Origin of the sequence: Sphingomonas trueperi, from assembly GCF_040545965.1 — a bacterium.
Classification (GTDB): domain Bacteria; phylum Pseudomonadota; class Alphaproteobacteria; order Sphingomonadales; family Sphingomonadaceae; genus Sphingomonas; species Sphingomonas trueperi_C.
This window is the reverse complement of the sequence record NZ_JBEPMV010000002.1, coordinates 245,130-262,448: the sequence shown is the minus strand read 5'-3', so window position 1 is coordinate 262,448 and position 17,319 is coordinate 245,130. Positions and strand designations below refer to the sequence as shown.

At 67.3% G+C, this 17,319-nt stretch carries 13 protein-coding genes; 8 read left to right on the top strand and 5 right to left on the bottom strand.

What is annotated here, in order from left to right; all coding sequences use genetic code 11:
- Nucleotides 1–15 precede the first annotated feature (15 nt).
- Together ABIC35_RS05015 and ABIC35_RS05010 are read left to right on the top strand one after the other, a co-directional pair.
- Nucleotides 16–480, top strand: a complete 465-nt coding sequence (locus ABIC35_RS05015; RefSeq protein WP_183049387.1) for a DUF2497 domain-containing protein — start codon at nt 16–18, stop codon at nt 478–480.
- Nucleotides 481–533: 53 nt separating this feature from the next.
- The gene (locus ABIC35_RS05010) at nt 534–2,579 is read left to right on the top strand and encodes a prolyl oligopeptidase family serine peptidase (protein ID WP_121077220.1); all 2,046 of its coding nucleotides are present in this window, start codon (nt 534–536) and stop codon (nt 2,577–2,579) included.
- A 31-nt stretch (nt 2,580–2,610) separates the two neighbouring features.
- On the opposite strand, the gene ABIC35_RS05005 is transcribed toward ABIC35_RS05010, so the two are convergent.
- Nucleotides 2,611–3,330, bottom strand: coding sequence for an MOSC domain-containing protein (locus tag ABIC35_RS05005; protein ID WP_121077218.1), 720 nt, complete (start codon nt 3,328–3,330; stop codon nt 2,611–2,613).
- A gap of 138 nt (nt 3,331–3,468) precedes the next feature.
- Between ABIC35_RS05005 and recA the strand changes: the two genes are divergently transcribed.
- The 4 genes from recA to ABIC35_RS04985 all read left to right on the top strand — a co-directional run bounded on the left by recA (nt 3,469) and on the right by ABIC35_RS04985 (nt 7,819).
- Complete coding sequence (gene recA, locus ABIC35_RS05000) at nt 3,469–4,539, top strand: recombinase RecA (protein ID WP_064312673.1); 1,071 nt, start codon at nt 3,469–3,471, stop codon at nt 4,537–4,539.
- Nucleotides 4,540–4,723: 184 nt separating this feature from the next.
- A complete protein-coding gene (locus tag ABIC35_RS04995; RefSeq protein WP_354278326.1) occupies nt 4,724–4,963 on the top strand; it encodes a hypothetical protein in 240 nt (79 codons plus the stop codon).
- 43 nt (nt 4,964–5,006) lie between these two features.
- Nucleotides 5,007–7,094, top strand: coding sequence for a catalase (locus ABIC35_RS04990; RefSeq protein ID WP_121077214.1), 2,088 nt, complete (start codon nt 5,007–5,009; stop codon nt 7,092–7,094).
- A 98-nt stretch (nt 7,095–7,192) separates the two neighbouring features.
- Entirely contained in the window at nt 7,193–7,819 is a 627-nt protein-coding gene (locus ABIC35_RS04985; protein ID WP_121079394.1) for a glutathione S-transferase family protein, read from the top strand.
- Nucleotides 7,820–7,834: 15 nt separating this feature from the next.
- On the opposite strand, the gene ABIC35_RS04980 is transcribed toward ABIC35_RS04985, so the two are convergent.
- Nucleotides 7,835–9,157, bottom strand: a complete 1,323-nt coding sequence (locus ABIC35_RS04980) for a dicarboxylate/amino acid:cation symporter (protein ID WP_121077212.1) — start codon at nt 9,155–9,157, stop codon at nt 7,835–7,837.
- A gap of 337 nt (nt 9,158–9,494) precedes the next feature.
- On the opposite strand from ABIC35_RS04980, the gene ABIC35_RS04975 reads away from it, so the two are divergent.
- Both ABIC35_RS04975 and alaS read left to right on the top strand, forming a co-directional pair.
- Nucleotides 9,495–10,751 (top strand): M24 family metallopeptidase, encoded by a 1,257-nt coding sequence (locus ABIC35_RS04975; protein WP_121077211.1) that lies wholly within the window; start codon nt 9,495–9,497, stop codon nt 10,749–10,751.
- Between the two features lie 100 nt (nt 10,752–10,851).
- Nucleotides 10,852–13,503: an alanine--tRNA ligase gene (gene alaS, locus ABIC35_RS04970; protein WP_121077209.1), complete on the top strand. Its 2,652-nt coding sequence runs from the start codon at nt 10,852–10,854 to the stop codon at nt 13,501–13,503.
- A 9-nt stretch (nt 13,504–13,512) separates the two neighbouring features.
- On the opposite strand, the gene ABIC35_RS04965 is transcribed toward alaS, so the two are convergent.
- The 3 genes from ABIC35_RS04965 to ABIC35_RS04955 all read right to left on the bottom strand — a co-directional run bounded on the left by ABIC35_RS04965 (nt 13,513) and on the right by ABIC35_RS04955 (nt 17,219).
- The gene (locus ABIC35_RS04965; RefSeq protein WP_121077207.1) at nt 13,513–14,028 is read right to left on the bottom strand and encodes a hypothetical protein; all 516 of its coding nucleotides are present in this window, start codon (nt 14,026–14,028) and stop codon (nt 13,513–13,515) included.
- Entirely contained in the window at nt 14,028–15,821 is a 1,794-nt protein-coding gene (locus ABIC35_RS04960; protein ID WP_121077205.1) for a cation:proton antiporter domain-containing protein, read from the bottom strand. Before ABIC35_RS04960 ends, ABIC35_RS04965 begins: the two co-directional genes overlap by 1 nt.
- Before the next feature lie 177 nt (nt 15,822–15,998).
- On the bottom strand, nt 15,999–17,219 hold the full coding sequence (locus ABIC35_RS04955; protein ID WP_121077203.1) for an NADP-dependent isocitrate dehydrogenase: 1,221 nt from the start codon (nt 17,217–17,219) through the stop codon (nt 15,999–16,001).
- Nucleotides 17,220–17,319 lie beyond the last annotated feature (100 nt).

Genomic DNA, 17,319 nt, shown 5'->3' with positions numbered 1-17,319 from the left:
GCCAGGATGGACGCGATGGGGACTGCCAGCAGCGAGCCGTCGATGGAGGAAATCCTCGCATCGATCAAACGGATCATCGCCGACGACGAACCCGGCGCGTTCGCCCGCGGCCGCCCGCTGCGGGCGGTGCCCGAAGCCGAGGTCGAGGACGCGCCCGAGGAGGCCCTGGTCGAACCCCCGCACGAGGACGTGTTGGAGCTGCACGAGCCGATCGCGGAAGCGCCCGCGCCTGAGCCTCAGCCTGCGGTGGCCCCGGTCGACCCGATCCTCTCCGATCGCGTCGCCGAAGCCAGCCGCGAAAAGCTCGAGGCACTGTCGCGGCTGATCGTCAGGCCGCAGGTGTCGGGATCGGACACGCTGGAGGGCCTGGTCCGCGAGATGCTCAAGCCGATGCTGCGCGACTGGCTGGACCAGAACCTGCCGCAACTGGTCGAGCAGATCGTCGCGCGCGAGATCGCCCGCATCACCGGCACCCGCTGAACCGCAAATCCGGCGATTGTATCGGGCGTTACCTTCCGGCTATCGTCGGGGGCATGAAGCAGTTCCTCGTCGCGAGCGTCGCGCTCGCCGCCATCGCTGCGCCCGCATCGGCGCGAGACCTCACTATCCAGGACGTTGTCGGCCTCTCCCGCGTCGGGGCGCCCGCCGTGTCGCCCGACGGCCGCTGGCTCGTCTGGCAGCAGCGCGAGACCGATCTTGCCGCCAACAAGGGCCGCTATGACCTGTGGCGGCTCGACCTCACCGCCAAGGGTGCCAAGCCCGAGAAACTGGTTGCCGAGCCGCTGGTCAACGAGACCGCGCCGCAGATTTCCGCCGACGGCAAGACCGTGTGGTTCCAGTCCGACAAGGGCGGTGAGGATGCGGTGTGGTCGGTTGCGATCACTGGCGGCACGCCGACCCAGCTGACGCATATCCAGGGCGGCTTCAGCGGCTTCAAGGTCTCGCCTGACGGCTCCAAGCTGCTCGTCTGGGCCGATCGCAAGCCGGGCGCGCCGACGGTGACGCCGGCGATGGAGAAGAAGGATCCGAACGCCGGCTCGGGCCGCGTCTACCAGCAGCTCTTCGTGCGCCACTGGGATACATGGGCCGACGGCACCCGCTCGCAGCTCTTCGTGCTGCCGTTCGGACCGCAGGGCGCGACCGGCGACGGCGTCGCGATCGAAGGCGGGCTGGTTGGCGACACGCCCTCCAAGCCCTCGGGCGGCGGCGAGGAAGTCGCCTGGAGCGCCGATGGCAAGACCATCTACTTCGCACTGCGCGAGGCGGGGCGGATCGAGTCGCTGTCGACCAATCTCGACATCTTCGCCGCCCCTGCGGACGGCTCCGCGGCGCCGGTGAACCTCACCAAGGGTAATGGCGGCATGGACAATCTGCCGACGCCGTCGCCCGACGGGAAGTGGCTCGCCTGGTTCGCGATGGCGCGCCCGGGCTATGAAGCCGATCGCCAGGTGCTGATGCTCCGCAACCTCGCCACCGGCGACGTGCGCGCGCTGACCGCGGGCTGGGACCGATCGGTCGCCTCGATCGCTTGGAGCCCGGACTCGAAGACGATCTACGTCACCGCGCAGGATGTGCAGGAGGAGCCGGTCTTCGCCGTGTCGCTGGCGGGCAAGGTCGAGCGGCTGACCGAGAAGGGCAGCGTCTCCGCCGTGGTGCCGACCAAAGGCGGGCTCGTCTATGCGATGAACAGCCTCACTGCGCCGGATGATTTCTATTGGCTCAAGGGCAAGAAAAGCACGCGGCTTACGTCGGTGAACGCCGAGAAGCTGGCCGGCATCGCGATGCCTGAGGTGACCCGCTACAGCTTCAACGGCGCCAATGGCGACACGGTCTGGGGCTATGTCGCCAAGCCGGCCGGGCTGGCGGCGGGGGCCAAGGCGCCGATCGCCTTCATCGTCCATGGCGGGCCGCAGGGCAGCATGGGCAATAGCTGGTCCTATCGCTGGAACCCGGCGGTGTTCGCGGGCGCCGGCTATGCGGTGGTCGCGGTCGATTTCCACGGCTCGACCGGCTATGGCCAGGCCTTCACCGATGCGATCCGCAACAATTGGGGCGGCGGGCCGCTCGAGGACCTGAAGAAGGGCCTGCGCGCCGCAACCGATCGCTTCGCCTTCCTCGACGGCGACAAGGCCTGTGCGCTCGGTGCCTCCTATGGCGGCTATATGATGAACTGGATCGAGGGCCAGTGGCCCGATCGCTTCAAGTGCATCGTCCAGCATGACGGCGTGTTCGACGCGCGCGCCATGGCGTACGAGACCGAGGAGCTGTGGTTCGATGAGTGGGAACATGGCGGCAAGGCCTATTTCGAGGACCCCGCCGCGTTCGAGCGCTGGAACCCGGTCAACTATGTCAGCGCCTGGAAGACCCCGCAGCTGGTGATCACCAGCGAGAAGGATTTCCGCATTCCCTACACCCAGGGGCTGGCCGCCTTCACTGCGCTCCAGCGCCGCGAGATCCCGTCCAAGCTGCTCGTCTTCCCGGACGAGAACCACTGGGTGCTCAAGCCGAAGAACTCGCTGCAATGGTATGGCGAGGTGCTCGGCTGGATGGACCAGTGGACGGGCAAGCAGGGGAAGTAACGGATGGGGGAGGGGCTCCGGCCCCTCCGCTTCAGGTGAGGATGCGCACCGGGTCGCCGACGCGGATCAGTCCGGGGCGTGCCGGCGCCGAATAGAGCCCGTAACAGGCGGCGAAGCGCTGGGCGACGGTGCGCAGGATCGTCGCGTCCTTGGCGCCGGTGTCCGGGTCGATCGTGACCAGCACGCAGCGCTGGATCGGATCTGCGCATTGCACAATCGCGCCGTCCTCGCTCGGATCCCCAAAGGCGAGGCGCAGACCCTGCCATTGCTCGGGCAGCAGCTCGCTTTCGATCGTCACGTTGATGCGGAAGCGGCGCGGGTCGATCCGGCCGCCATGCGCGGTCTCCAGCGCGCGATGCCCGGCGCTGGTCTGGAGCGAGACCGGCATGGAGTCGTACACGCCGCGCGCCACCTGGATCAGCGACACCGGTTCGCGCGCGGCTTCCGCCAGGTGCGCGTGCAGGCCGGGGTCGTGCAGCGCGCGGACACCTCCATCCGGCACTTCCACCGCGATGGCGCTGGTCTTGGGTGCAGCCGGATCGGTGAAGCGGGCGCGGTGGAGCACCATGCCCGGCACCTCCCGCGCCGTAAGCCACGGAAAACGCGTGCCATTCTGCGCGCGGACAAAGGCGTACTGACGGTCGCCCTCGATCCCCTGCCAGTCCACCTCGGCAACCGACAGGGTCTCGCCCGCCATGGACTTCACCGGGAAGCGGGCAAGGGCGGAAACATGGCCGACGATCAAGGTCACGCCCCCGCAGCTAGCGCGCGTGCCGCATGTGCGCAACCTTCGTCAAGTTCCCCTCTTGTTCTCACGGAACAAATGCGATACAAGAAGTGCAACACGGTTGAACGCGGTGCGTAAACCCTCTAGCGACGGGGCTTCCCAATGGCAGCATCTCTCAAGGTGATCGACGGCAATATGGCCAATCCCACGGACAAGCAGAAGGCGCTCGACGCCGCCCTCGCGCAGATCGACCGCGCCTTCGGCAAGGGCTCGGCCATGCGGCTGGGCTCGAAGGAGACGATGCAGGTCGAGGCGATCTCCACCGGCTCGCTGGGGCTTGACATTGCGCTCGGCGTCGGCGGCCTGCCGCGCGGCCGCGTGATCGAAGTTTATGGCCCGGAAAGCTCGGGCAAGACGACGCTGGCGCTGCATGTGATTGCCGAGGCGCAGAAGAATGGCGGCGTGGCCGCGTTCGTCGACGCCGAGCACGCGCTCGATCCGGTCTATGCCAAGAAGCTGGGCGTCAACATCGACGAACTGATCGTATCGCAGCCCGATACCGGCGAGCAGGCGCTCGAGATCACCGACACGCTGGTCCGCTCGAACGCGATCGACGTGCTGGTGGTCGACTCGGTTGCCGCGCTGGTGCCGCGCGCCGAAATCGAGGGCGAGATGGGCGACAGCCATGTCGGTCTCCAGGCGCGCCTGATGTCGCAGAGCCTGCGCAAGCTGACCGGCTCGATCAGCCGCTCGCGCTGCATGGTGATCTTCATCAACCAGCTGCGCATGAAGATCGGCGTGATGTACGGCAACCCGGAGACGACGACGGGCGGCAATGCGCTGAAGTTCTACGCCTCGGTCCGCCTCGACATCCGCCGCACCGGCCAGATCAAGGATCGCGACGAAATCATCGGCAACGCGACGCGCGTCAAGGTGGTTAAGAACAAGGTGGCGCCGCCGTTCAAGCAGGTCGAATTCGACATCATGTACGGCGAGGGCATTTCGAAGATCGGCGAGATCCTCGATCTCGGCGTGAAGGCGGGGCTGGTCGAGAAGTCGGGCGCCTGGTTCAGCTATGACAGCATCCGCATCGGCCAGGGCCGCGAGAATTCGAAGAACTTCCTGCGCGAGAACCCGGAGGTCTGCAATCGGCTGGAAGCCGCAATCCGCGGCCGCACCGAGCAGGTCGCCGAGGGCCTGATGGCGGGGCCGGAGCCCGACGACGATATCTGATCGGGTGCCTTCCGCGGTGGCGGGGACAGCCGGGACGTGCGATGCCGCGTCCTCGGCGAACCTCTCCGTCCGCCTCGCTGCTGCCCGGGCTTTGCTGCGATCGGCATGGCCCGGGGCGGTAGAGCGGGGGGCGGCGCGTGGGGTAGGGCGGACGTATGTCTATGCGTCGCCTGATAGTGGCCAAGTGGTACTGCGCCTGGTCGTCGATGCGCCTAACCTGCTGCTCCACTTCGCCGAGGGGGCCCGGTTGCCCGATCCGGCGGGATTGCTGCGGGGCGAGGGGCGGCGCGGCCGGTATGTCTGCCTGGGCGCAGTCGCTTCGGGCGACGAACCGGCGTTGCGGGCGCTGGTCGCCGTTGCGGCGGCTGGCGCCTCCGTCACGACCGAAATCGACATAGATCACAAACCTGGCGCAACTGCCTGATCCACGGCTCGTTGGACCTTCGCACGCTTTGCGAGGACTCCCCATGACCGATCAGAATAGCCGTAACGCCCCAGCCGGTGGCGAAACCCATCAGGTGACCGATGCCGAGCATCCGGTGCTCACCACCAATCACGGCACGCCGATCAGCGACAACCAGAACCAGCTGAAGGCGGGCGCGCGCGGGCCCGTACTGATCGAGGACGAAGTCTTCCGCGAGAAGATGAACCACTTCGATCACGAGCGCATCCCCGAGCGCATCGTCCATGCCCGCGGCTCGGCCGCGCACGGCTATTTCGAGGTGACCGACAGCCTCGCCGACGTCACTGTCGCTGATCTGTTCCAGAAAAAGGGCCAGCGTACCGAGGTGTTCGTCCGCTTCTCCACCGTCGCGGGCGGCGCCGGTTCGGTCGACACACCGCGCGACGTGCGCGGCTTCGCGGTCAAATTCTATACCCGTGAGGGAAATTGGGACCTGGTCGGCAACAACATTCCGGTGTTCTTCATTCAGGACGCGATCAAGTTCCCGGACCTGATCCACGCCGCCAAGATGGAAGCCGATCGCGGCTACCCGCAGGCGGCGACCGCGCACGACACCTTTTGGGACTTCATCAGCCTGATGCCCGAATCGACCCATATGGTGATGTGGGCGATGTCGGACCGCACGCTGCCGCGCAGCTTCGCGACGATGGAGGGTTTTGGCATCCACACCTTCCGCTTCATCAACGCGGAAGGAAAGAGCACTTTCGTCAAGTTTCACTGGAAGCCCAAGGCCGGGCTCGCCTCGACGATCTGGGACGAGACGGTGAAGATCGCCGGCGCCGACCCCGATTTCCAGCGCCGCGACCTGTTCGAGCGGATCCAGCGCGGCGACTATCCGACCTGGGAACTCGGCGTGCAGCTGTTCGACGAGGACTTTGCCAATGCGCAGCCCTATGACGTGCTCGACGCGACCAAGCTGATCCCGGAGGAAGTGCTCCCCGTCCGGATCGTCGGCAAGATGGTGCTCGATCGCTATCCCGACAATTTCTTCGCGGAGACCGAGCAGGCGGCGTTCGTGCCGAGCCATGTCGTCCCCGGCATCGGCTTCAGCAACGATCCGCTGCTCCAGGGGCGGCTGTTCAGCTATACCGATACCCAATTGTCGCGCCTGGGCTCGGTCAACTTCCACCAGCTGCCGATCAACAGCGCCAAGGGCCGCGCGGCGGCGGCGGGCTGCCCCTTCATGAACCAGCAGCGCGACGGGCATATGCAGATGGCGGTGCCCAAGGGCCGCGCCAATTACGAGCCCAACAGCCTCGCCAAGGCGGGCGAGGAAGGCGGCGCGCGCGAGGATCCGGAGAAGGGCTACAAGACCTTTCCGGCAGAGGAGCAGGGCCAGAAGCTCCGCATCCGTCCCGAGAGCTTCGCCGATCACTACAGCCAGGCGCGACTGTTCTTCCGCTCTATGGATCCGGCCGAGCAGGCGCACATCGCCTCGGCGCTGGTGTTCGAGCTGTCCAAGGTCAGCCTCGAGCATATCCGCACCCAGATGATGGCCAATTTGCGCAACGTCGACGAGACGCTGGCCCAGCGCGTCGCCGATGGCCTGGCGATGGATCTGCCCGAAGCGTCGCCCACCGCCGCGCCGGTGCTCGACATGGACCCGTCGCCGGCGCTGCGGATCATCCGCGGCCCGCGAGAGATCCACACGCTGGAGGGCCGCACCGTCGGCATCCTGATCGCAGACGGCACCGATGCGGGTGCTCTGACGACGCTCAAGGACGCTATCAAGGCCGCGGGCGGCAACGCCATGACGATCGCGCCCAAGGTGGGCAAGGTCCCGCTGTCGGACGGGTCGAAGATCGCCGCCGATGCCCAGCTGTTCGGCCAGCCCTCGGTGACGGTCGACGCCTGCGCGGTCATCCTGTCTGACGAAGGCGCTGCCAAGCTCGTCAAGGAAGGCGCCGCGGTGCAGTGGGTGATGGATGCGTTCGGGCACCTCAAGGCGATCGGTGCCAACGCCGCCGCCCAGCCGCTGCTCGACAAGGCGGGCGTGGAGCCCGACGAGGGCATCACCGATCTCGCAGGCTTCGTCGAGGCGGCCAAGCAGCGTTACTGGAACCGCGAACCCAAGGTGCGCACGCTCGCTTGATCGGCATCCCTGCAGCTTGCGCAGCGCTCCGGCGTCGCGCAAGCTGCAGGCCAGTGCAGCAAGCGGCGACCAACGCCGCGCCGACCGGAGGGGCCGACTTGACGATCATCGTCCACCATCTCGAAAATTCCCGTTCGCAGCGCGTGCTCTGGCTGCTCGAGGAACTCGGGCTTCCCTATGAAGTGAAGCGCTACGAGCGGAACAAGGCGACCATGCTCGCCCCGCCCGAGCTGAAGAAGGTGCACCCGCTCGGCAAGTCGCCCGTGATCGAGGACGGCGGCACCGTGGTCGCCGAAACCGGCGCGATCCTGCAATATCTGGTCGACAAGGCCGACGGAAAGCTAGGCGCGCCCGCGAACCGCGAGGATGCGCTGCGCTATCGCCACTTCCTGCATTATGCGGAGGGCTCGCTGATGCCACCGCTGCTGGTGATGCTGGTGCTCGCCCGCGTGCCGTTCTTCGGCAAGATGGGGCTCAAGAAGTTCCGGCCGATGGCCGAAGTGCATTTCGACTATGTCGAAGGAGAGTTGGCGCAGCGCCCCTGGTTCGCCGGCGAGACCTTTACCGCGGCCGACGTGATGATGAGCTTCCCCATGGAGGCCGCCGTCAAGCGCGCCGGCATCCTCGATGGTCGCCCGCATATCGCCGCGTTCCTCGAGAAGATCCATGCCCGCCCAGCCTATCAGCGCGCGCTGAAGGCAGGCGGGCCCTATGCCTATGCGTGACGTGCCCGGGAGCGCTCAGCTCCCGGCGTAGTCCTCGAACTTGTCGGCATCGTGCGGCCCCCCGGCGGGCAGGGGCCGTACTGCCGGTTCGGCCTCGTCCGGTTCGTCGAGCTTGCCTTCCCAGCGCGCCACCACCGCCGCCGCCACCGCGTTGCCGACGACATTGGTCGCGGTGCGGCCCATGTCGAGGAAATGGTCGACCGCCAGGATAAGCAGCACGCCCGCCTCGGGGATGTTGAAGTGGGCCAGCGTGCCGGTGATCACCACCAGGCTGGCGCGCGGCACCCCGGCGATGCCCTTGCTGGTGACCATCAGGATCAGCAGCATCTGGATCATCGTCGCCCAGTCGAGGTGGATGCCGTACGCCTGCGCGATGAAGATCGATGCGAAGGTCATGTACATCATCGAGCCGTCGAGATTGAACGAATAGCCGAGCGGCAGCACGAAGCTGGCGATGCGCGGCGGCACGCCGAACCGGTCGAGCGCATCCAGCGTGCGCGGATAGGCTGCTTCCGAGGACGCCGTCGAGAAGCCGAGCAGGATCGGATCGCGCAGATAGCGGAACAGCAGGCCGGTACGCGGCCCGATCACCAGGAAGCAGGCGCCGAGCAGCACCGCCCACAGCGCGGCGAGGCCGATATAGAAGCTGCCCATGAAGAAGGCGAGGTCACCCACCACGCCCAGCCCCTGGGTGGCCAGCGTCCGCGCGACCGCGCAGAACACCGCGACCGGCGCAAACAGCATCACATAGCCGGTGACCGTCAGCATCACCGAGACAAGCGCCTCGAGCCCGCGCAGCAGCGGCTTGGCCTTGTCGCCCACCGCCGCCATGCCGACACCGAAGAACAGCGAGAAGATCACCAGTTGGAGGATGTCGTTGCTGGCCATCGCATCGATGGCGCTGGTCGGCACGATATGGGTGAAGAACTTGGCCGCATCGAAGGCGGTCCGGTCCACGCCGCTGGAGGCGTTGGCGGGCGGCAGCGGCAGATGCAGGCCGGTGCCCGGCTGGAGCAGGTTCACCAGGATCAGGCCGAGCGTGAGCGACACCAGGCTCGCGCAGACGAACCAGAAAAACGCCTTCAGCCCGACACGCCCGATGGCGCCGCCGCCGCCCATATGGGCGATGCCGACGACCAGGGTGGAAACCACCAAGGGCGCGATGATCATCTTGATCAGATGGAGGAACATCTGGGTAGGGATGTCGAGGCCATAGGCGATCGACTGCAGCGTCGCCTTGCCCGCCGGCGTACCGCCATAGCCGAGGTTAAGGCCCCAGCCGATCAGCCCGCCCAGCAGCAGCGCCGCCAGGATGAACCAGGTTAGTCGTTTACCCACATATGCTCCCTGAAGAATCGTCGCGGGAGGGAAGGGGATTGTTGCGCTCGGGTCAAGCCCGGGGGCGCGATGCGGGTCTTACCGTGGCATCGGGCGCCGGGCCGGGGGAGGCGCATCGCGCGAGGATTCGCGGGCAGATTGCGGGTCGCACCAGGCGGGGGCCGGCCCAACCGGCGGCCGCGGCGATACCGGCGGGAGCTTGGGACCCAGCAGCAACAACAGCGGCACGATGGCGACGATACGTCTGATATCCATATCCTCGATCCCGGCGCGAAAACCTTGCCGACCGAGCCCGCTTCGTCCTACGCGATCGACAATACAAGAGCGAGGGCGTGAGATGACGGCTTGGGCAACGACGCGGCGGAACCTGATCGGGAGCATGGCGGCGCTGCCGTTACTGGGGCTGCCGGGGATCGTCCGCGCGGCCGAGCCCGACCTTGCCCAGCTGCAGGACATGACCGGCAATGCCCGCCCGATCGGCCCGGAGGAGCGGCGCGCGCGGCTCGCCAGGGCCCAGGCGCTGATGAAGGCTAACGGCATCGGCGCGGTGCTGATCGAGCCGGGGGCGAGCCTGGTCTATTTCACCGGCGTCCGCTGGGGCCGCAGCGAGCGGCTGACCGCCGCGATCCTGCCCGCGGAGGGCGAGCCCTGCATCGTCACCCCCTTCTTCGAAGAACCGCGGACCCGCGAGACGCTGGCGATCCCGGCCGAGGTGCGCGTGTGGCAGGAGGATGAGGATCCGCTCAAGATCGTCGCCGGCTTCCTCAAGGACCGCAAGCTTCCCGGAAGACCGGTCGGCATCGAGGAGACGGTGCGCTTCTTCGCGGTCGACGGGCTGCAGAAGAACGGGCTGCGCGTCACCTCGGCAAATCCGGTCGTGCGCGGCTGCCGGATGATCAAGAGCCCGGCCGAACTGGCGCTGATGCAGCTCGCAACCGATATCACCATCGCCGCCTATCGCTTTGTCTATGCGCGGGTCGACAAGGGCATGCGCCAGCGTGACGTCTCCGCGCTGATGGATGCGGCGACGCGCAAGCTCGGCGGCGACCCCGAGTTCAGCATGGTGCTGGTGGGCGAGGGCGCGGCCTATCCCCACGGCACCAAGACGCCCTCGCCGGTGAGCGACGGCGCGATCGTGCTGATGGACTGCGGCTGCAACGTAATGGGCTACCAGTCCGACGTCTCGCGTACCTTCGTCCATGGGACGCCAACAGCCGAGCAGCGCAAGGTGTGGGACACGGTGGCGAAGGGCCAGCAGGTGGCCTTCGCCGCCGCGAAGCTCGGCGCGCCGGCGGGCAGCGTCGACGATGCGGTGCGCGGCTATTATGCCTCGCTGGGCTATGGGCCGGACTATAAGCTGCCCGGCCTGTCGCACCGCACCGGCCATGGCATCGGCCTGGACGGGCACGAGCCGGTCAACCTCGTGCGCGGCGAGAAGACGCCGCTCGCGCCCGGCATGTGCTTCTCCAACGAGCCCGGCATCTACCTCCCCGGCAGCTTCGGCGTGCGGCTGGAGGATTGCTTCCATATGACCGAGGCAGGGCCGAAATGGTTCAGTGCGCCGCCGGTCTCGATCGATCAACCGATGGGCTGATCCGCGCCGCGCGCGGGCCTGGCCGATGTGAATGCGGAACGATCATGCTGATCGACGTGTTTCGCTTGAGCGAAAGCCCGCACGCCCCTAAGTCGGCCTCATGACGTCGACCAATGATATCCGCCGCTCGTTTCTCGACTATTTCGAGGGCCAGGGCCATGCCCGCGTCCCCAGCGCGCCGCTGGTGCCGCACAACGATCCCACGCTGATGTTCGTGAATGCGGGCATGGTGCCGTTCAAGAACGTGTTCACCGGCCTGGAATCGCGCCCGTACAGCACCGCGACCAGCAGCCAGAAGTGCGTGCGCGCGGGCGGCAAGCATAACGATCTCGACAATGTCGGCTATACCGCCCGGCACCACACCTTCTTCGAAATGCTCGGGAATTTCTCGTTCGGCGACTATTTCAAGGAGCAGGCGATCACCCATGCCTGGACGCTCCTCACCAAGGAATGGGGTATCCCGGCCGAGAAGCTGACCATCACGGTGTACCACACCGACGATCAGGCGTTCGACCTGTGGAAGAAGATCGCGGGCCTGCCCGACCACAAGATCATCCGCATCCCGACCAAGGACAATTTCTGGGCGATGGGCTCGGACGGCCCCTGCGGCCCCTGCTCGGAAATCTTCTACGATCACGGCGAGCACATCTATGGCGGCCCCCCGGGCTCGCCCGAGGAGGATGGCGACCGCTTCGTCGAGATCTGGAACCTCGTCTTCATGCAGTTCGTGCAGGAAAATGACGAGATCATCGGCGACCTGCCGCGGCCGAGCATCGACACCGGCATGGGGCTGGAGCGCATCGCCGCCGTGCTCCAGGGCGTCCACAACAATTACGACATCGACACGTTCAAGGCGCTGATCGACCAGTCCGCCGCGCTGACCGGCACCTCGGCTAGCGGCGAGCAGGTCGCCAGCCACCGCGTGATCGCCGATCACCTGCGCTCGTCGGGCTTCCTCGTCGCGGACGGCGTGCTGCCGGCGAACGAGGGCCGCGGCTATGTGCTTCGCCGCATCATGCGCCGCGCGATGCGCCATGCGCACCTGCTCGGCGCCAAGGATCCGCTGATGCACCGGCTGGTGCCGTCGCTGGTCGCCGAAATGGGCGCGGCCTATCCCGAGCTGGTCCGCGCGCAGCCGCTGATCGAAGCGACGCTGCTGCAGGAGGAAACCCGCTTTCGCCAGACGCTCGCCAACGGCCTGCGCCTGCTTGACGAGGCGACGGTGGGGCTGAAGGCCGGCGACACGCTGCCCGGCGCGACCGCGTTCAAGCTCTACGACACCTTCGGCTTCCCCTATGACCTGACCGAGGACGCGCTGCGCGCCCACGAGATCGGCGTCGATCGCGCCGGCTTCGATGCGGCGATGGCCGAGCAGAAGCGCGCCGCCCGCGCAGCCTGGAAGGGCTCGGGCGATAAGGCGTCGGAAGAGCTGTGGTACGACCTCGCCGACGAGCTCGGCGGGACGGAGTTCACCGGCTATGTCAGCACCGAGGGCGAAGGCCAGGTGGTCGCGCTGGTGAAGGACGGCGCGCGGGTGGAGAAGGCGGTTGCCGGCGACACGGTGACCATCCTCACCAACCAGACGCCCTTCTATGGCGAGAGCGGCGGCCAGATGGGCGATGTCGGCGTGATCGGCAACGACAAGCTGCGTGCGCTCGTGGATGATACCTCCAAGCCGCTCGGCCGCCTCCACGCGCACCACGCCAAGATCGAGAGCGGCGAAGTCGCGGTCGGTGACGCCGTGCACCTGTCGGTCGATGTCGAGCATCGCGACCAGGTCCGCGCCAATCACTCGGCGACGCATTTGCTGCACGCGGCGCTGCGCAAGCGGCTCGGCACCCATGTCAGCCAGAAGGGCAGCCTGGTGGCGCCCGAGCGGCTGCGCTTCGACTTCTCGCACCCCTCGGCGCTGACGCCCGAGCAGATCGCGCTGGTCGAGGCCGATGTGAACGCGCAGATCCGCCACAACGGCACGGTCGAGACGCGGCTGATGACCCCGGACGACGCGATCGCCGCTGGCGCGATGGCGCTGTTCGGCGAAAAGTATGGCGACGAGGTCCGCGTGCTCTCGATGGGGCTGGGCGAGGATGCGTCCTATTCGGTCGAGCTGTGCGGCGGTACGCACGTCAATGCGACGGGCGACATCGCGATCTTCAAGATCGTCTCCGAAAGCGCCGTCTCCTCGGGCGTGCGCCGTATCGAGGCGCTGACCGGCGAAGGCGCCCGGCTGTGGCTCAATGCCCGCGACGAGCGGCTGCGCGAGGCGGCGGCTGCGCTCAAGACCGCACCCGACGACGTGCCTGCACGCGTTGCGGCGCTGGTCGAGGAGCGCCGCAAGCTCGAGCGCGAACTGGCGGAGGCCAAGAAGGCGCTGGCGCTCGGCGGCGGTGCCGGTGCGGCGCCGGCGGGTCCGGAGCAGGTGAACGGCATCAATTTCGTCGGCCAGGTGCTCGACGGGCTGGAAGCCAAGGCGCTGCGCGGCGCAGTCGACGAAGCCAAGGCGCGGATCGGCGGCGGCGTGGTCGCGCTGGTCGCGGTCAACGAGGGCCGCGCCTCGGTCGCGGTCGGCGTTTCCGACGGGATCGGGGTGAGCGCGGTGGACCTGGTGAAGGTCGCCGTCGCGGTGCTCGGCGGCCAGGGCGGCGGCGGCCGTCCGGACATGGCGCAGGGCGGCGGTCCGGACGGAGCCAAGGGCGCCGAGGCGCTCGCGGCCGTGAAGGCGGCGCTGGCAGAGGCTGCCGTCGCCGCCTGATCCAAAGGGTCAGCGCCCGGGGGCGTAGCCGTCCTCGGGCAGCACCCAGATTGCCGTCTGGCTCATATCCGGGCGCAGCAGGCCGTCGATGGTGACGTTGACGGTCAGCTCGCCCGCACCGGCATCGCGATAGCAGCGCTCATGCCCGGCGAGCGGCTGGAGCGCTTCCATCAGCTTGAGGCGCGTATTGGCCTCCAGCGCAGGGCTGAGCGCCGTGCCGTTGCTGGTCAGCTTGCCGCTGTTGAAGTCGGCGGGGCGGACGCGGCTGCACACCATCCCGTCGCGCACTTGGCCGAAGGTGGAATATTCGAGCACGATCACGGGATCGCGGTTGACCACGCCGGTCACCAGCGCGTCGAACGCGCCGTCGCCGCGCAACGTGTAGCGGACGATCGTGCCGCAGGTCCGCGCGCTGCGATCGGGATCGATGCAGCGGATGCGCCCGGCCTTGGCCGGAGCGAGCGGATCGGGGACGGCTTCGCCCTGCACGGGGGCGAGCAGGGCGAGGGCGAGGGAAAGCAGCATTATGGTTGGACCTTGTCGGGTTCAGCGGTGGCGTTCAGCCGCGACCGCGTCAGTCGCGGGTCGCGTTGCAGACCGGCGGCTTCCTTGATCGAGCGGCGCATCTCGTCGCGCTTTTCGTGGATCGATGCAATCACCGGCCCGACGCCGAGGCCGAGATCGACCAGCAGCGCCTCGGACAATTGCAGCGAGCTTTCCATCGCCTCCGGCACCGCATCGGTCGCGCCGGCGCGATAGAGCTCGGCCGCATGGGCCGCATCGCGCGCGCGGGCGATGATCGGCAGCGTCGGCACCCAGCCGCGCACCCGCTTGGTCAGCCGTACGGTCAGCACCGGGTCGTCCATCGTCAGTACCAGTGCCTTGGCGCGCCCGAGCTGGAGCTGGTCAACCAGTTCGCTGCGGGTGACGTCGCCGAACAGCACGTGGAAGCCGGCGCGTCGGCCGCGGACGACGCTGTCGATATCGGCATCGACGGCGACATAGGGCTTGTCGTGGCGGCGCAGCATCTCGGCGACGGTACGGCCGACGCGACCGAAGCCGATGACGACGGTGCCGCCCTCGACCGGGGCGAGATCTTCCTCGGCGATCTGCGCGCCGTTCTTGCCTTCGATCTTGCGCGCCGCACCGCGTCCGGCCTTGGCGAGCAGCGGCGTGGCGGTGAGGCCGATCGCGGTGACCGCGCTCCAGAAGGCGGCGGTGCCCGGCGCGATCAGTCCAGCGGCACCGGCAACGCCGAGCACGATCAGCGTGGTCTCTGACGGGCTCGCCATCAGCACGCCGGTCTCCGCCGCGGTGCCCATGCGCGCGCCCGACCAGCGTAGCAGCAGGGTCGTCACCGCGACCTTTACCACCATCACCAGCAGGCTCGCGCCGAGCAGTGCCGCCCAATTGGCGGCGACGAAGCCGAGGTCGAGCTGCATGCCGACGGTGAGCAGGAACACGCCCAGCGCGAGGCCCTTGAACGGCGCGGTGATCGCTTCGACTTCGCCGTGATATTCGGTCTCGGCGATCAGCAGGCCCGCGATCAGCGCGCCGACGATCGGCGAGAGACCGGCGGCGGTGGTCGCCAGGCTGGCGACGATCACGACGAGCAGGCTGGCGGCGAGGAAGAGTTCGGGGCTCTTGGTCCGCGCGGCCTGGGCGAACATACGCGGTAGTACGATCCGTCCGCCGATGAACAGCACCGCGACGGTCGCCGCGCCGATACCCAGCGTCATCAGCAATTTGGTGACGCCGGCGCCGTCCGGATTGGGTGCCATCGCGCCGAGGCCGAAGATGATCGGCACCAGCGCCAGATCCTCGAACAGCAGCATCGCAAAGGCGGCGCGGCCGACGGGGCTGGTCGTCCCCGCAATCGGGATCACCAGCGCGGTGGAGGAGAGGGCGAGCGCGAGACCCAGCCCGATCGCGCCCCCGGTGCTGAGCCCGGTGAGATAGAGCAGGGCCGCGAGGATCAGCCCCGATCCGAACAGCTCGGCCGCACCGGTGCCGAACACCAGCGATCGCATCGCCCAGAGCCGCTTGAACGACAGTTCGAGCCCGATCGAGAACAGCAGCAGGATGATGCCGAACTCGGCGAACGGCTCGATCGAGTGCGCGTCCGAGATCGTCAGGTAGTAGAGCCACGGCGCCTGGCCGACCAGGCTGCCGAGCCCGAACGGCCCGACCAGCAGCCCGGCAAGGATGAACCCGATCACCGGGCTGATGCGGAAGCGCGCGAAGGCGGGAATGACGAGGCCCGCGGCGCCGAGAATTACCAGCGTATCGCTGAAGCCGTGGTTGGACAGGCTCAGCATGCGATGTCCCGAAGGCGAAGTGCGGGGCGGGGCAGGGAGGAACAGAAAGGCCGATGGCCGGTGGCGGGTTTTGCTCGCTCGGTCATGCCCCCTAGAGACGATGCGAGGCCCGGCATTGCAAGTAGAAAAGCCCGCCAGAGGCGGGCTTTTCCGTAGCTTTACGTAGGGAGAAGCGGCTTACTGCCAGCTGCCCATCGCGGTTTCGAGGTTGACGCGGATCGCCTCGAAGAACTGCTCGGTGGTCATCCAGGCCTGGTCCGGGCCGATCAGCAGCGCCAGATCCTTGGTCATCTTGCCGCTCTCGACGGTCTCGATGCAGACGCGCTCCAGCGTCTCGGCGAAGCGGGTCACCTCGGGGGTGCCGTCGAACTTGCCGCGATACTTGAGGCCGCCGGTCCACGCGAAGATCGATGCGATCGGGTTGGTCGAGGTCGCCTTGCCCTGCTGGTGCTGGCGATAGTGGCGGGTGACGGTGCCGTGCGCCGCTTCCGCCTCGATCGTCTTGCCGTCCGGGGTCATCAGCACCGAGGTCATCAGGCCCAGCGAGCCGAAGCCCTGCGCGACTTGGTCCGACTGGACATCGCCGTCATAGTTCTTGCAGGCCCAGACGAACTCGCCGTGCCACTTGAGCGCCGAGGCGACCATGTCGTCGATCAGGCGGTGCTCGTAGACGATGCCGGCGCTCTGGAACTGGTCCTTGAACTCGGTCTCGAACACCTCGGCGAAGATGTCCTTGAAGCGGCCGTCATAGGCCTTGAGGATCGTGTTCTTGGTCGACAGGTACAGCGGCCAGTTGCGGCCGAGCGCATAGTTCATCGAGGCGCGCGCGAAATCGCGGATCGACTCGTCGAGATTGTACATGCCCATGGCGACGCCGGCCTGCGGGAAGTCGAACACCTCGTGCTCGATCGTCTCGCCATTCTCGCCTTCCCACTTCATGGTCAGCTTGCCCTTGCCGGGCACCTTGAAGTCGGTCGCCTTGTACTGGTCGCCGAAGGCGTGACGGCCGACGACGATCGGCTTGGTCCAGCCCGGGATCAGGCGCGGGACGTTGGAGATCACGATCGGTTCGCGGAAGATCACGCCGCCCAGGATGTTGCGGATCGTGCCGTTCGGCGATTTCCACATCTTCTTGAGGCTGAATTCCTCGACGCGCTGCTCGTCCGGGGTGATCGTCGCGCACTTCACGCCGACGCCGTACTGCTTGATCGCATTGGCCGAATCGATGGTGATCTGGTCATTGGTCTCGTCGCGCTTCTGCACGGAGAGATCGTAATACTTCAGATCGATGTCGAGGTACGGAAGGATCAGGCGCTCGCGGATCCATTCCCAGATGATCCGCGTCATTTCGTCGCCGTCGATCTCCACGACGGGCGTTGCTACCTTGATCTTCGCCATAAGCTCGCTTTCCTGAGACAGGTTGGTTCCCGGCAGCGTCTAGGGGCAAGGGCAGGGGGGATCAAGCGCCTCGAACAGCGCCCGATCCCCCTACCGTGGT